Origin of the sequence: Terribacillus jepli, from assembly GCF_047228925.1 — a bacterium.
GTDB lineage: Bacteria > Bacillota > Bacilli > Bacillales > Amphibacillaceae > Terribacillus.
This window is the reverse complement of record NZ_JBFEGH010000012.1, coordinates 32,409-48,212: the sequence shown is the minus strand read 5'-3', so window position 1 is coordinate 48,212 and position 15,804 is coordinate 32,409. Positions and strand designations below refer to the sequence as shown.

The following is a 15,804-nucleotide window of genomic DNA, read 5'->3' as shown; positions in this document are numbered from 1 at the left end:
GTTTTTTTTGTGCAGGAAAAACGGATTGCGCGTCGAATCCCTAATTGTACAGCCCTCTCCTGATGGCATCCTTTTCTTCATGGAATTTGTTATGTGTTGCCTGGAACAACAGCTGGAACAGATCAGTCGTTTCTTTTTCCAATACTGCAATGCCTTCTCCGGTTATGCCGCCCTTCACACAAACCTTCCTTATCAGTTCTTCCAACGTGTAATGTCCGTCTGCCAATAACTTACCAAGTCCGATCAGCATTTCGGAAGTCAGATGCGTTGCTTGCTCTTTCGAAATAGTTGTTTCACTCACTGCTCCGTCTATGAAGCGCTGTGCGAGATAACCGAAGAAAGCAGGTCCGCAGGAAACGATATCCGAGGACACTCTGGTTATGTCTTCCGGGATATATACCGGGTTTGAATAGGTGCTGATAAGATCGATAAGGCAGGCTTTATTCCGATTGGTCAAGCTGGCCCCAAAAGTCAGCAAGGTAGCACCGGATGCAGCTCTGTTCGTGATGCTTGGTATTGCACGTGCCACTTGGCATGGGACAAGCGCTTCGAGTTCTTGTGTGGAGAATGGGCTTGTGATCGACACGAGTACTTGATTTTCTTTTAAGAAAGGACGGAGCTCGTGACATACTCCCGACAGATGCGGCGGTCGCACACATAGAAATATAATGTCGGCATAATCTGTCAATTGGCTGAGTGAATCTGCTGCGTGGATGGATGGAAAAGACTTTTTCCATTGCAAAGACTTTTCAGCAGAACGGTTCAAAATCATGATATCATCCTGAGCGATTGCGCCAGAGTTCACCCATGTCTCCAATAGCATACCACCCATATTGCCAACTCCGATTAGTCCCCACTTCGTCATTCCAAACTCCTCCTCTGCTCATGTACTGCCTGTTTCCTTATTACGCTGTTATCGATTATATGCATTTGGCTTATGGAATATGAAAGGAGGTCAACATGCACCTACTTAAGCAGTACAGCTGGCTTTTGCTGTTAGCGGTCATCATTTGTATTGTATTTGTCACTTGGATCAAAGAGCTTGAAGGAGATCCAGCGATGCGACCACTGGAAAAGGATGCAGATCCAGCAGAGGTTTTGCTGCAACAGGATGCAGGACCCGATGGGAATGGGAATGCAGGAGAGAATACAGCAGATGATTCGAAAGTAATGGTGGATATAAAAGGGGAGGTCCGTGATCCGGGCGTATATGAGCTTGATGCTGATAGCAGGGTGGAACAGGCATTAGAAGCAGCTGGTGGGCTGACGGATAAGGCTGAAGGGCGTAGTATCAATCTTGCCCAGCGCATAGCTGATGAACAGGTGATCTATGTCGCTGCTGTCGGGGAAGCAGAAACAATTGTACAAACGGAAGGTTCAAGCGGCGATTCACCAGACAAAATCAACATCAATCAAGCGGATGCCGAAGAATTGACTGAACTTAATGGTGTTGGAGAAGCGAAAGCGCAAGCTATCATTGCCTTCCGGGAGGAAAACGGTCCGTTCACTTCCATCGACCAGCTCACCGAGGTGCCAGGTATCGGGGAGAAATCACTGGAGAATATGAAGGATCAAATCAGCTTGTAAGGTCGGTTGACGGATGGGGAGTCGGGTTGTACACTTACTCTAGTAAAGGAAAGGTGGCAAAGTGTCATGGAAAGGATAGCATGGAATCAATACTTTATGGCGCAAAGTCACTTATTGGCCTTGCGAAGTACATGCCAAAGACTCATGGTGGGTGCGACGATTGTCCGGGATAAAAGGATCATAGCCGGCGGTTACAATGGCAGCGTCACGGGCAGCAAACACTGTGTCGACGAAGGCTGTTATGTCATCGATGGCCATTGTGTACGGACAGTGCATGCGGAAATGAATGCTCTTTTACAATGTGCAAAATTCGGTGTACCAACAGAAGGTTCGGAAATCTACGTCACACATTTTCCATGTCTGCAATGCTGCAAAGCCTTGATTCAGGCCGGTATCAAGACCGTTTATTATGCAAGTGACTATAAAAATCACCCTTATGCAGTAGATCTCTTTGCCGAAGCAGGTATCAGGACGGAGCAAGTAGCGCTTGATACAGTGGTAGTGGATACAAAGCCGCAAGAAACACGTGATCTGATGGAAAAGGTCGTGGACAAGCTCAAACAGGCTGGTGATACGGAAAGTCTGCAGCTTGCCGAGGAAGCTGTGTCACGCTATCAACTTCCATCTAAAGAACGAATATGATCGGGAGATGGCATATTGTTGCGCTGGCAGCCCTTGTGGGCATGCTGGCGCATTCCCTATCCATATATTTATTGCCTGCAGCAATAGTCTGGCTGCTCCTCCTATATCATTCAAAACGCATCCCTCTCCGAGCATTCCTCCTATCTCTATTCGCTGCACTGATATTCTTCGTAAACAGCATCCTCGGACAATCAACTCCCCCTGATCTGCCGCTGGAAGAAACGATTCAGCTTACTTCCCCTATTTCAGACCATTCAGAAACAAATGAACGCATCCGTTTCATAGCCGAGGATCCTTCCGGTTCAGCCTCGATTCAGGTGACATTTTTCAAACAAAACGAACAAGAGGGGCTGCAAGGCTTGACGACAGGTGCAACATGCACGATGCAAGGAAGGCTTGTCCAGCCCGATGCTGCCACCAATCCGGGTCAATTCGACTATCGTCACTATTTGGAGCGGCAAGGGGTCTTTTATGAAATGAAGCTTCAAGACAAGGAAGATATAAGTTGTGCTGGAGCATCACCATTCAGCCATTTGTTAAAGGCCCGCGCTGCATTTTTACAAGAAGCTGACCAGAGACTCGATACCGATACGGCAGCGTGGATGCAGGCCATGATTGCCGGGGAAGACAGCAATATGAATGAGGAAACAATCAAGCTTTTCAATCGCTGGAGCTTATCACATATCCTAGCCATAAGCGGTATGCACATCGCATTATTTTCAGCGATTATTTATTTTCTTTTGACAAAGCTGCAGCTGCTTACGATAGAGAAGTCTTATTGGTTTTTATTTGTTTTCCTCGCTGTCTATCCCGTCTTTGCCGGCGGAGAACCCTCTGTTTGGCGTTCGTCCTTGATGGTGATGCTCATTATGCTGCTGATGCGATTTCGAATCCGGCTGCCGATCATCGATAGTATCAGTATTGTTTTTATGCTTTTGCTTGTCCTCGAACCAAATTATTTGTTTCATGTCGGTTTTCAGTTTTCGTTTCTTGTCAGCTTGGCACTGCTTTTGTCTGCCCGACTTTATACGGGATCTTTCACCAGTGCACTGCTGGAAACGAGTTTATTAAGCCAGCTTGTCATCCTGCCTCTCCAGGTCTCTCAATTTTACTTCCTCAATCCGCTTTCTGTCTTGATGAATCTTTTGGCCATCCCTTTTTATACCTTTATAGCTATTCCGCTTCTTTTGCTGATCGCTATCCTGCTCTTTCCATGGCCGCAAGCTGCTGCGCTATTGGGAGAGGTATTTCGTTTTTTGAATGATTTCGTGATCCGTGTCATCGAATGGGTGGATTCGGCTGCTTTTTATCCTTGGGTTACTGGAAAACTTCCGGTAGGTCTTTCTTTGCTTTATTTTGCTGTCCTTGTTTTATTCTGTTCCGCTTGGGAGAAGGGCAGACGGAAAAATGCCATCGGTTATGGCGCTTTCCTTACTGTCATACCGCTTATAGCAGTGTTGCTGCCGTATACGAGCAATACCGGGTACGTGACAATGCTTGATGTCGGTCAAGGAGATGCGTTTGTGATTGAATTGCCGTATCGTAAGGGTATTTATATCATAGATGCGGCGGGCAGTATCGGCATGGACTTCAAACCGACAGACAAGAATTTTGAGCAAGTGATCAAACCTTATCTTTATGAGAGGGGGATCGTCAAAGTGGATGGCATCTTCGCCAGTCATGCGGATCATGATCATATCGGCAGTATCGGCAAGCTGACTGAGAAATTTCACGTGGATTGGGTAAGAACTTCGGTCCATTTTGATGAATCCAAAGCACGTGAATGGGATAAAGATACAGAGATAATTCCTTGGCAAGCTGGAGAGATGCTGAGGCTTCCAGGCTGGGAAGTTCAGTTGCTGGCGCCTGTAAGGGATAAAAAGGATCCAAACAAAAATTCGCTTGTCATGTATACAAAGCTTGGTGGCAAGAGCTGGCTTTTTACCGGAGATATAGGAAAGGATGAAGAAAAGGAGCTTATCCGCAGTTATCCGTCATTACGTACGGATGTACTGAAAGTCGGCCACCACGGCAGCGATACATCGACCGACCCGGATTTCCTTGCATTTGTTCAGCCAAAGACGGCGCTTATTTCGGCTGGCCGGAACAATCGCTATGGACATCCTCATCCGGAGGTGATACAGGCACTGAAAAAACAAAACATCCGTATCTGGCGAACAGATACGGATGGGGCTGTCGTCTATGCCTTCTCTGGAGGGACAGGCACATTTAACCCGTTCCTCCCATAGAATACGGTAGTTATAAATGAGGCATATGAACTTCCCTCTTTGCAACAGGTACTTCCCTCGATTAGCAAGAGTTGTCACCAATAACATGCGAACTAACAGGTTAACCTAGAGGTAAGAAAACACCGCTTCGTGTTACAGCATCCGGAGCTGGCTAACAAGAGCGTTCATATAGATAAGAGGGGGACATTCCTTTGTTCTCCTCTGTTTCCACCTTGCGTTTCTCTTGGTTTGTCGATACGATAAACAATAGGATTACGTAGGAGTGAGAACATGTCATATACCGACGCTTTAAAAGCAATCAAGAAAAAGGATTTTTCCCCTATATACTTACTATATGGCACTGAGTCCTATTTCATGCAGGATATAAAGGAAAAATTAGAGAAACAATTCGCCCTTTCCGACGGTACGAATGTTTCAGTTTACGATTTGGAGGAAACACCCATCCAGGAAGTAATCGCGGATGCAGAAGAATATTCATTCTTCAGTGAACAAAAATTGATTCTCGCTTATCATCCATTCTTCCTGAAAGCAAAGCCGGATAAGTCTGCCATTGATCATCGATTGGAAAGTCTGGAGCAGTATGCACAAAATCCAGCTGACTGGACGACACTCGTTTTGCTTGCTCCATATGAGAAGGTGGATGAACGAAAGAAAATCGTCAAGCTCATCAAGAAAACAGGACAAGCTGTCGCTTGTCAGCCTGTAAAGGAATGGGACTTGTCGGAATGGATAGGCACATTGAGCAAGGAGAATCAAATCGAGCTGGAGGATGCGGTAGCGGATTTGCTCATTCAGGAAGCTGGGACTGATCTTGCCATGCTGCGAGGAGAAATTGAAAAGCTAGCACTTTATGCAGGAGAGGGAAAAACAGTCACTTTGGATATGGCAGAAAAACTGGTATCCCATCAGCAAACGAGCTCGGGCTTGAAGCTGGTTGATGCACTGATGGCGGGTGACTTGGCTAAGGCAATTTATATTTTCCATGATCTGATCAAACTGAAGGAAGAACCGATTGCCTTGATAGCGCTGCTTGCTTCCCAGTTCAGGACGATTTTGCATGTGAAGCTCTTGAAGCACAAAGGATACAATCAAGCAAAGATGGCGGAAGTGACGAAGGTTCATCCATTTGTAGTCAAGCTGGCCCTGAAGCGGGAAGCGCATTTTTCGGAAGAAGAATTGAAGCAGATCCTCTTCTTGGCCGCCGAAACGGATGCTGATTTGAAACAGGGACGTATGGATAAGAACCTTGCTTTTGAACTGCTGCTGCAGCAGATTGTGATGAAACGAAAGAAAGCCCGGATGGTCTGATGAGGCACCGGGCTTTTTCCTATTAAAAAACGATTCCTTAAAGGAATCGCTTTTCTAGCATATTATGCGCCAAGAGCGTTAACTTTTTTAGTCAAGTTAGACTTCTGACGGTTAGCTTTGTTGCGGTGGATGACACCACTTTGTGCAGCTTTATCAATTTTGCTGGAAGCTGTTAGAAGCGCTGTTTTAGCAGCTGCAGCATCATTGTTGGAAACAGCAGTTTCCACGTGTTTCACTGCAGTACGCAAGTCGCTTTTCAAAGCTTGGTTTCTTAGACGGCTATCGTTGTTTACACGAACGCGTTTAATCGCTGATTTAATATTTGCCATGTTTGTTTCACCTCCGGCACAATTCATCTTACAACAAAAGCCATTGTACCAAAGCGGAGCGATGTTTTCAACAATTCTTTTCACTGAACCTATCACTTTTCGTATGAATTGCGGACAATCTGCTTATGCTAATGCAGACTTTTGTGAAAGGTGGAGGGATGGTTTTGATAAAGCATCTGCAAGTACGGACGGATTTAGCTATCGAAGCGAAAGATATTTATACATCTAGTGAAAAGAAACAGGGAACGGCAGCAGGCATCTCGGTGACAGAGAAAAAAACAGAAGGTATCACCGTCAATTACGTGCAAGTGAACGAAGAAGGCGCAAGGCAAATCGGGAAGAAACCCGGCATCTATATTACCATCCATACAGAAGCGATCAAGAATCAAGATACGAAACAGGAGGAAGAGACAGCGCTTGTACTTGCCAAAGAGCTTGAACAAATGCTGGCTGAAAACGATATTCCGACAGATGCGACTGGTTTGATCGTCGGACTTGGGAATTGGAATGTAACGCCGGATGCTCTCGGACCGGAAGTAATCGAGAAAATCATGGTCACAAACCATCTGTTCGAGTTGCAGCCGGAATCCGTGGCGGACGGATACCGACCTGTTTCTGCTGTATCGCCGGGGGTAATGGGAACAACGGGTATCGAGACGAGCACTCTCATCCACGGCATCATCGAAAAAACGAAGCCAGATTTCGTCATAGCGGTGGATGCTTTGGCGGCGCGTTCTGTCAGTCGCGTAAATAGTACGATTCAGCTATCCGACACAGGCATCCATCCAGGCTCTGGTGTGGGGAATAAGCGGAAAGAGCTCAGCAAGGATACGTTGGGCATTCCTGTTTTCAGCGTTGGTGTCCCTACAGTTGTCGATGCAGTCACCATCACGAGTGATACAATCGATTATCTTTTCAAGCACTTCGGCAAAGAATGGAAAGAAAAGGATAAACCCTCAAAAGCACTTGTCCCTGCAGGTATGCGTTTTGGTAAAAAGGAACTGACGGACGAGGATTTGCCAAGTGAAGAACAGCGTCAAGCAATATTCGGTATGATAGGAGGACTTACGGAAGAGGAAAAACGTCAGCTGATTCATGAAGTGCTGACACCGCTTGGGTCTAATCTGATGGTTACGCCAAAAGAAGTGGATGGTTTCATAGCCGATATGGCACATGTCATCGCTGCAGGCATCAATGGAGCCTTGCACGAAAAGGTCGATCCGACGAATATTTCGGATTATACCCGCTGATTTATTAGAGGTTCTACTTCAAGCTCTTCTCTCATAGATTCTAGTAGAGTTCAACTAGATTCAAAAAGAGAGGAGCTTCTTTCGTGGGAAAAAAAAGGAACAGCTTTCAGCGAAAGCGTTCAGGCGTACTGTTCATCTATAAGCGGACACTCATCCTCATCAGTGCCGTCCTTTGTCTGTTGACAGGTATAGCAGCACTCACTACTGCCGGACCAGCATATCGGCTATCGTCTCAGGCGTTGACGGATTGGACAAGGCAACTGGACAGCACCGTTTATTTGGACATACTAGGTAATGAAAGTAAGATCTTCCGAAGTGTCCGGCCCGAAGAAGCTCCGCCTATTCAGCTGTCTAATGTTTTCCTGCAGATGCTGACAACAATCAAACCGGATGATCCACGGACGCTGCTTGGCTCCGAGATACCAGGTTTTTCTTTATATGAGAACCAGATAGTCATTGCCGGAGAAGGGACAAACTATACCAATTTGCCGATTGAATCCGGTCAGCCGGAGCATGTCATCGAAGAAGAACCTGTCCAAGAGCAAGAAGAAGAGACACCAGTCGAAGAGGAGCAAAGAACGGGAGAAGATAGTGAGGGAACGGAGCCAGCACCTTCAACTGACGGAAAAGATGTGGTTTATATCTACTATACGCATAACCAGGAGTCGTATTTACCTTCACTTGACGCACAGCAGCAAGAAAACGCCTATAACAAGAATGCCAATGTGACGCACGCTGGGGAGGCATTGGCAAAAAGGCTGGAAGAGCTCGGAATCGGCACGATCACGGATCAAACGGATATAGGAGCTATCCTTAATGAAAGAGGAATGGCTTATCACCAATCCTATGAAGCTTCACGAGAAGTAGTGGAGGCGGCTGTTGCAGAGCATAAAGATGTTTCTTTCGTATTTGACATCCATCGGGACAGTCTGAAGCGAAAGGATACAACCAAGGAAATTGACGGAGAAACATACGCAAAAGTAGTCTTTGTTGTCGGCGCAGAAAATAAAGACTATGAAAAAAACTTGAAGCTGGCGACGGATTTGCACAAAAAGATTGAAGATGAATATCCAGGCTTAAGTCGGGGAGTCATCACGAAACAAGGAGCGGGAGTCGATGGAGTTTATAATCAGGATGTTTCAGACAATGCAGCTCTCCTGGAAATAGGCGGAGCGGAAAATACTTTGGAAGAAGCACAGCGGACTGCGGAATTGTTTGCGGAAATATTTGCCGACTATTACTGGGAAGCAGAAAAAGTCCAAGGAGGACAAGCGGAATGAAATATGTGGTGATTGCACTGACAATGCTGGTATTATTTTTTGGCGGTATCCTGATAGGTATGGAAAAAGAAGACGTTCAACAAAATCAACTGCCAGCAGCAGAACAGCAAGAAGCACAGCTGACTGCATCGGCTGCTATTGATCTTGCGAATGAACCGACTGTGATCGAACAGACGGCACCTGTGACGGATGAAAATGCGGATGGATCAATTGTGCAGCAACTTGCAAGCGGTCTTGGAAGTATCTTCACCGGTATCTGTTCGGGTATCATCACGGCCATCGAACAGCTTTCCAATGCATTGTTCGGCTGAAACTAAGCGTCTAAAAACATTGAATAAACTAGGCGCAATTGCTATAATCAATGCTAGTTATTGTTAGGGCTGCCACTCAAACGGCAGCTTCGGACAATTTAGGAGTGATTTTGATTGGTAGAGAAGAACAGACGAAATCAGCAGCATGTGCGGAATTTCTCGATCATTGCCCACATCGATCACGGGAAGTCGACACTGGCTGACCGTATTCTGGAGAAGACGAAAGCCCTTACTGCGCGTGAGATGAAGGCGCAGTATCTGGATGCGATGGATCTGGAAAGAGAGCGTGGTATCACAATCAAGCTGAACGCCGTGCAGCTTCAGTATGAGCGGGAAAATGGAGAGACATATATATTCCATTTGATAGATACACCGGGACATGTCGATTTTACATATGAGGTATCCCGGAGCTTGGCAGCCTGCGAGGGGGCAATCCTTGTAGTGGATGCTGCGCAAGGCATCGAAGCGCAGACATTGGCCAATGTTTACTTGGCAATGGATAATGACTTGGAAATCATCCCGGTCATCAATAAGATCGATTTACCGAGTGCTGATCCGGAGAGGGTCAAACAGGAAATCGAGGATGTCATCGGCATCGATGCCAGTGACGCAATTTTGGCATCAGCCAAAGCTGGAATTGGGATAGAAGAAATCCTTGAGGCGATCGTGGATCGCATCCCGCCGCCAAAAGGTGAAGTGGAAGAACCGCTTAAAGCATTGATTTTCGACTCTTTGTATGATTCCTACCGCGGGGTTGTGGCGTATACTTGTATCAAAGAAGGTTCGGTCAAAGTAGGCGATAAGATCCGCATGATGGCAACTGGCAAGGAATTCGAAGTCAATGAGGTAGGTGTTTTCAATCCGGCGCCGGTACAAAAGGACGAGCTGGTCGTTGGTGACGTTGGCTATTTGACAGCTTCCATTAAAAACGTAAGTGACACGCGGGTGGGGGATACCATTACATTGGCCAACAATCCTGCCAGTGAGCCACTGCCCGGATATCGCCGCCTGAATCCGATGGTATATTGCGGATTATTCCCGGTTGATGCAAGCAATTATAATGATTTGCGGGAAGCGTTGGAGCGATTGGAATTGAATGATAGTTCCCTGCAATATGAAGCGGAAACATCCCAAGCGCTGGGATTTGGCTTCCGATGCGGTTTCCTTGGGCTTTTGCATATGGAAATCATCCAGGAGCGAATCGAGCGTGAATTCAATATCGACTTGATCACCACTGCACCAAGCGTTATCTACAATGTCATTTTGAATGACGGCAGCGAGGTACGTGTTGATAACCCAGCTGCGATGCCGGATGCGCAATCACGTGCTGAGGTGCAGGAACCGTATGTCAAAGCGACAATTATGGTGCCGAATGATTATGTTGGGACTGTCATGGAGCTTTGCCAGAAGAAACGCGGCGATTTCAAGGATATGCAGTATCTCGATGATGTCCGAGTGAATGTCGTTTATGAAATTCCGCTTTCTGAGATCGTTTATGATTTCTTTGATCAGCTGAAGTCCCAGACAAAAGGCTATGCAAGCTTCGATTATGAATTGATCGGCTACAAACCAAGTGAGCTGCAGAAGATGGATATTCTCTTGAACGGCGACACAATCGATGCGCTGTCCTTCATCGTGCATCGCGATTTTGCTTTCGAACGTGGTAAAGCGATCGTTGAGAAGCTGAAAACGCTGATCCCGCGCCAGCAATTCGAGGTGCCGGTTCAGGCTGCAATCGGAAACAAGATCGTTGCCCGTTCCAATATCAAAGCGATGCGTAAGAATGTCCTGTCCAAATGTTATGGCGGGGACATTTCGCGTAAACGTAAATTGCTCGAGAAACAAAAAGAAGGTAAGAAACGCATGAAGATGGTCGGTTCCGTGGAAGTTCCGCAAGAAGCATTCATGGCCATCCTGCAAATGGACGACGAATAAAAAACAAACAACCCTTGTCCTTATCCGGCAAGGGTTTGTCATTGCGGAAGGAGGCAGCATGATGAACGAAGTGAAATCCGCTTATATCCATATACCATTTTGTGAACAGCTCTGTCACTATTGCGATTTTACGAAGTTTTTTTACCGGGAAGACAGTGCAGATGAATATGTTAAAGCATTAAGGAAGGAAATGGAGCATTACATTCCGAACAGACAGCAAATGAAGACGATCTTCGTCGGTGGAGGAACGCCGACAGCTTTGAATATGCAGCAGCTTGAACATGTTTTGAAAAGTGTCGACAAAGCGTTCGATGTTCATGCAGCCAATGAATATACGTTTGAAGCCAATCCTGGCGATTTGACGTTGGAGAAGGCGAAACTTTTGAAAATGTACGGAGTGGACCGCATCTCACTTGGTGTGCAAGTGTTTGATGATAAACTGCTCGAAGCAATCGGACGAGTCCACCGGGTGAAGGATGTATATCAAAGTCTTGATCTTCTGAAACAGGCTGGTTTTGACAACATCAGTATCGACTTGATTTATGCGCTGCCAGGACAGACATTGGAACAGTTTGGACATACTGTGGAAGAGGCTTTGCAGTTCGATTTGCCGCATTATTCTTCTTACTCGCTGCAAATCGAGCCAAAAACGGTCTTTTATCAGCGTTATAAGAAGGGAACATTGAAGAAAGCACCGGAAGAGTTGGAAGCAAGCATGTACAATCTGCTGCGTGACGAAATGAAGGCACATGGCAGACAGCAGTACGAGGTAAGCAATTTTGCAGTGCCCGGCAAAGAAAGTCAGCACAATCTTGCATACTGGAATAATGACTTCTATTACGGGCTTGGCGCAGGAGCGCATGGCTATTTGCCAGGCCGTCGAATCATCAATATCCGCCCGCTCCCAGCTTATCTGAAACAAGCGAATGAGAATGGCATTCCTGTACTGCATGAGGAATCGATCGGCCGCAAAGAGCGCATCGAAGAAGAGCTATTCCTCGGTCTCCGCAAGAAGACGGGTGTGAGTAAAGCAGCTTTCCGTAAAAAATTCGGTATCGGGCTTACCGATGTTTACCGAAAGCCCCTCGATTTGTTGATCAGCAAGGGCTGGCTGATAGAAGATGCTGATCATGTCGCGATGACAGAAGACGGTTTCTTGTTCGGAAATGATGTATTCCAGGAGTTCCTTTTGGAAGAAGAACCAGCAAGCGTTTCGAATTGACAATTTTAATAGGCTTTGTTACCTTATATGTATATTTAGCACTCCCTGAACCAGAGTGCTAATCGAGGTGATGATCATGCTGACAGAAAGACAGCTGCGTATCCTTCAGGTCATAGTCGATGATTTCATTGAAACGGCGCAGCCAATAGGCTCGCGTGCCATCTCCAATAAGCAGGACGTTGCCTACAGTGCCGCGACGATCCGCAATGATATGGCTGAATTGGAACAGCTTGGCTTGATCGAGAAGACGCATACCTCATCTGGAAGAATCCCTTCCGAAAGAGGCTACCGTTTCTACGTGGATCATCTACTGACACCATTCCATTTGACGCGACAGGATACGTCGGCAATCAAACAGACATTCTCTGCGAATATACGGGAGATGGAAGAAGTCGTCCAGCAGTCCGCAGCGCTGTTATCAGAGCTGACCAATTATACAAGCATCATACTTGGACCCGAAATGCTAAAGACGAAGCTTAAGCACATTCAGATTCTGAATTTATCTGATTTCAGTGCTGTCATGATTCTTGTGACAGACACCGGTCATGTGGAACACAGATCTTTCCGTATTCCAGATGGAATGGATCATGCTGAGATGGAAAAGGCAGTTAATATCCTGAATGACCGCTTGGCTGGTGTGCCGCTTATGATGGTGCCCGGCAGGCTGAAAGCAGAGGTGCAGGATCTGCTCAAGCAGCATACCGCACATTATGATACGATTTTTGCTTATCTGCGTTCCTTCATGGAAACCCAGCAGCCACTCAAACTTTATTTCGGCGGCAAGACGAATATCTTGATGCAGCCTGATTTTCAGGACTTGAATAAGCTGCGGACCCTATATACGATGATAGAAGAAGGCGAAACGATAGCCCAGCTTCTCAAGGGAGAACAAAACGGTTTGCATGTTTCCATCGGCACGGAGAATAAGCTGGATGCGATGCAGGATTGCAGTTTTGTCACTGCCAGTTACACAGCGGATGGCACACATATGGGGACGGTCGCATTGCTTGGACCGACCAGGATGGAATATTCCCGTGTAATGTCGCTGATGCATGTCTTAACGAGAAAACTGACCAATGCTTATCAGGATTGGCAGCAATGAGTTGAATATGGCTTGCTTTTTCGGCAAGCCTTTCATATAAGCAATGCTTTTCAGGAGGTGACCATCATGGCAAATGAAGAAAAAGAAAAAATGAATGAAACCGAAGCGCAGGAAGCTGTCGAGGCAGAAGTGATCGATCAAGCTCCGGCTGAGGAATCTGAAACGAACGATGAAGGCAGTGAAAAGCTAGCCCAGCTCGAACAGGAGAAAAACGACATGTACGAGCGTCTGCTTCGCTTGCAGGCAGAGTATGATAACTTCCGCAAGCGTACACAGAAGGAAAAAGAAGCTGCCAGCAAATATAGATCACAAGATTTGGCGGAAGCCTTGCTTCCAGTAGTCGACAACTTGGATCGCGCACTTCAGACTGTCCAGGAAGAAGAAGCGAACAAAGGTTTTGTCGATGGTATCCGTATGGTACATCGTCAATTGTTGGATGCTTTCAAACAGCAAGGAATCGAAGCTATCGAATCAGTCGGACAGCCTTTTGATCCACATTTGCACCAAGCAGTCATGCAGGTGGAAAACGACGAATACGAACCGAATACGGTCGTACAGGAACTGCAAAAAGGCTATCAGCTAAAAGACCGTGTCATCCGACCGGCTATGGTTCAAGTGAATCAATAAAGCACTACATACGCTTTGAAGGAGGAAAAATACAAAATGGGTAAAATCATTGGTATTGACTTAGGAACAACAAACTCTTGTGTGTCTGTCATGGAAGGTGGAGAAGCGCGTGTCATCCCGAACCCGGAAGGCAACCGCACAACTCCATCCGTTGTGGCATTCAAAAACGGGGAAAGACAAATCGGTGAAGTGGCGAAGCGCCAGGCGATCACAAACCCGAACACAATCCAATCCATCAAACGTCACATGGGTACGGATTACAAAGTAGAAATCGAAGGCAAGTCCTACACGCCTCAAGAAATTTCTGCAATCATCTTGCAGTATATCAAATCTTTCGCAGAAGATTATCTAGGTGAAACAGTTGATAAAGCAGTTGTCACAGTTCCTGCTTACTTCAACGATGCAGAACGCCAAGCAACAAAAGATGCTGGTAAAATTGCCGGTCTTGAAGTGGAACGTATCATCAACGAACCGACAGCAGCAGCACTTGCTTATGGTATCAATACAGAAGAAGATCAGACTATCCTTGTGTATGACCTTGGCGGCGGTACATTCGACGTTTCCATCTTGGATATCGGCGACGGTACTTTTGAAGTAGTTTCCACTGCAGGTGACAACCGTCTTGGCGGTGATGATTTCGACCAAGTAATCATCGATCATCTAGTTGCGGAATTCAAAAAAGAGAATGGCATCGACCTTTCCAAAGATAAAATGGCTATGCAGCGCTTGAAAGACGCAGCTGAAAAAGCGAAGAAAGATCTTTCCGGGGTAACACAGACTCAGATTTCCCTTCCGTTCATCACTGCAGGTGCAGAAGGGCCGCTTCACTTGGAGCTTTCCCTTTCCCGTGCGAAATTCGATGAGCTTTCTGCTGACTTGGTAGAGCGTACAATGGGACCTACTCGTCAAGCATTGCGTGATGCAGATCTTTCTGCTAGCGAAATCGACAAAGTTATCCTAGTCGGTGGTTCCACTCGTATTCCGGCAGTTGTGGAAGCAATCAAAAAAGAAACTGGTAAAGAGCCATCCAAAGGCGTTAACCCGGATGAAGTGGTAGCACTTGGTGCAGCAATCCAGGGCGGTGTCTTGCAAGGGGATGTCAAAGACGTCGTGCTTCTTGACGTAACACCGCTTTCCCTAGGCATCGAAACAATGGGCGGCGTGTTCACGAAATTGATCGAACGCAACACGACGATCCCGACAAGCGCATCCCAAGTATTCTCTACAGCTGCTGATAACCAGCCTTCTGTAGACATCCACGTACTTCAAGGGGAACGTGAGATGGCGGCAAACAACAAAACGCTTGGCCGATTCCAATTGTCCGATATTCCGCCAGCACCACGCGGTGTACCGCAAATCGAAGTAAGCTTCGATATTGACTCCAACGGTATCGTTAACGTGCGTGCAAAAGATCTTGGTACAAACAAAGAGCAGTCCATCACAATCAAGTCTTCTTCAGGTCTTTCTGATGAAGAAGTAGAGCGTATGGTGAAAGAAGCGGAAGAAAATGCGGATGAAGATAAAAAACGCCGTGAAGAAGTAGATCTTCGCAATGAAGCAGATCAGCTTGTCTTCCAAACCGATAAGACGTTGAAAGATCTTGGGGAAAATGTTTCCGAAGAAGACAAACAAAAAGCAGAAGCAGCGAAAGAGGAACTGAAAAAAGCATTGGAAGGTTCCGACATCGAAGATATCAGAACGAAGAAAGATGCGCTTTCCGAACAAGTTCAAGCTTTGTCTGTTAAATTGTATGAGCAAGCAGCACAGGCTCAGCAAGCACAAGGCACAGATAACGCGGATGATGATGTCGTGGATGCTGATTTCTCCGAAGTGAACGACGACGATAAAAAATAAACTTATATTTGATAATAAGTGACACCCGACAAGTCAAAGCCGCTTAGAGCAGGCTTTGACTTGTTACATGTTTAGAGTATTTGATGCCTATAAGGCTTAATGGTATGA

14 protein-coding genes are annotated in these 15,804 nt (G+C 46.3%); 12 read left to right on the top strand and 2 right to left on the bottom strand.

Going from position 1 to position 15,804, the window contains the following annotated elements; translation table 11 throughout:
* Positions 1 to 40 precede the first annotated feature (40 nt).
* Positions 41 to 865 carry a late competence protein ComER gene (gene comER, locus AB1K91_RS13635; protein ID WP_413090519.1) on the bottom strand — a complete coding sequence of 275 codons (825 nt, stop codon included), beginning with the start codon at positions 863 to 865 and terminating at the stop codon, positions 41 to 43.
* A gap of 95 nt (positions 866 to 960) precedes the next feature.
* On the opposite strand from comER, the gene AB1K91_RS13630 reads away from it, so the two are divergent.
* From AB1K91_RS13630 to holA, 4 genes are all read left to right on the top strand, one after another.
* The gene (locus tag AB1K91_RS13630; RefSeq protein ID WP_413090517.1) at positions 961 to 1,587 is read left to right on the top strand and encodes a helix-hairpin-helix domain-containing protein; all 627 of its coding nucleotides are present in this window, start codon (positions 961 to 963) and stop codon (positions 1,585 to 1,587) included.
* Between the two features lie 66 nt (positions 1,588 to 1,653).
* Positions 1,654 to 2,229: a ComE operon protein 2 gene (locus AB1K91_RS13625; RefSeq protein WP_413090515.1), complete on the top strand. Its 576-nt coding sequence runs from the start codon at positions 1,654 to 1,656 to the stop codon at positions 2,227 to 2,229.
* The gene (locus tag AB1K91_RS13620) at positions 2,226 to 4,478 is read left to right on the top strand and encodes a DNA internalization-related competence protein ComEC/Rec2 (protein WP_413090513.1); all 2,253 of its coding nucleotides are present in this window, start codon (positions 2,226 to 2,228) and stop codon (positions 4,476 to 4,478) included. The genes AB1K91_RS13625 and AB1K91_RS13620 overlap by 4 nt, the downstream gene beginning before the upstream one ends.
* Positions 4,479 to 4,748: 270 nt before the next feature.
* Positions 4,749 to 5,786 carry a DNA polymerase III subunit delta gene (gene holA, locus AB1K91_RS13615; protein ID WP_413090511.1) on the top strand — a complete coding sequence of 346 codons (1,038 nt, stop codon included), beginning with the start codon at positions 4,749 to 4,751 and terminating at the stop codon, positions 5,784 to 5,786.
* A gap of 62 nt (positions 5,787 to 5,848) precedes the next feature.
* On the opposite strand, the gene rpsT is transcribed toward holA, so the two are convergent.
* Positions 5,849 to 6,115, bottom strand: a complete 267-nt coding sequence (rpsT, locus tag AB1K91_RS13610) for a 30S ribosomal protein S20 (protein WP_413090509.1) — start codon at positions 6,113 to 6,115, stop codon at positions 5,849 to 5,851.
* Positions 6,116 to 6,279: 164 nt separating this feature from the next.
* Here rpsT and gpr point away from each other — a divergent pair, with 164 nt between their 5' ends.
* From gpr to dnaK, 8 genes are all read left to right on the top strand, one after another.
* Entirely contained in the window at positions 6,280 to 7,365 is a 1,086-nt protein-coding gene (gene gpr, locus AB1K91_RS13605; RefSeq protein WP_413090507.1) for a GPR endopeptidase, read from the top strand.
* A gap of 83 nt (positions 7,366 to 7,448) precedes the next feature.
* The gene (gene spoIIP, locus AB1K91_RS13600) at positions 7,449 to 8,645 is read left to right on the top strand and encodes a stage II sporulation protein P (RefSeq protein WP_413090505.1); all 1,197 of its coding nucleotides are present in this window, start codon (positions 7,449 to 7,451) and stop codon (positions 8,643 to 8,645) included.
* Positions 8,642 to 8,956, top strand: a complete 315-nt coding sequence (locus AB1K91_RS13595; RefSeq protein ID WP_413090503.1) for a hypothetical protein — start codon at positions 8,642 to 8,644, stop codon at positions 8,954 to 8,956. Before spoIIP ends, AB1K91_RS13595 begins: the two co-directional genes overlap by 4 nt.
* Positions 8,957 to 9,070: 114 nt before the next feature.
* Positions 9,071 to 10,891: a translation elongation factor 4 gene (gene lepA, locus AB1K91_RS13590; protein ID WP_413090501.1), complete on the top strand. Its 1,821-nt coding sequence runs from the start codon at positions 9,071 to 9,073 to the stop codon at positions 10,889 to 10,891.
* A 61-nt stretch (positions 10,892 to 10,952) separates the two neighbouring features.
* The gene (gene hemW, locus AB1K91_RS13585; protein WP_413090684.1) at positions 10,953 to 12,113 is read left to right on the top strand and encodes a radical SAM family heme chaperone HemW; all 1,161 of its coding nucleotides are present in this window, start codon (positions 10,953 to 10,955) and stop codon (positions 12,111 to 12,113) included.
* A gap of 76 nt (positions 12,114 to 12,189) precedes the next feature.
* Positions 12,190 to 13,215 carry a heat-inducible transcriptional repressor HrcA gene (gene hrcA / locus AB1K91_RS13580; protein ID WP_413090499.1) on the top strand — a complete coding sequence of 342 codons (1,026 nt, stop codon included), beginning with the start codon at positions 12,190 to 12,192 and terminating at the stop codon, positions 13,213 to 13,215.
* A gap of 66 nt (positions 13,216 to 13,281) precedes the next feature.
* Entirely contained in the window at positions 13,282 to 13,842 is a 561-nt protein-coding gene (grpE, locus tag AB1K91_RS13575) for a nucleotide exchange factor GrpE (RefSeq protein ID WP_413090497.1), read from the top strand.
* Between the two features lie 36 nt (positions 13,843 to 13,878).
* On the top strand, positions 13,879 to 15,696 hold the full coding sequence (gene dnaK / locus AB1K91_RS13570; protein WP_413090495.1) for a molecular chaperone DnaK: 1,818 nt from the start codon (positions 13,879 to 13,881) through the stop codon (positions 15,694 to 15,696).
* Positions 15,697 to 15,804: the final 108 nt, after the last annotated feature.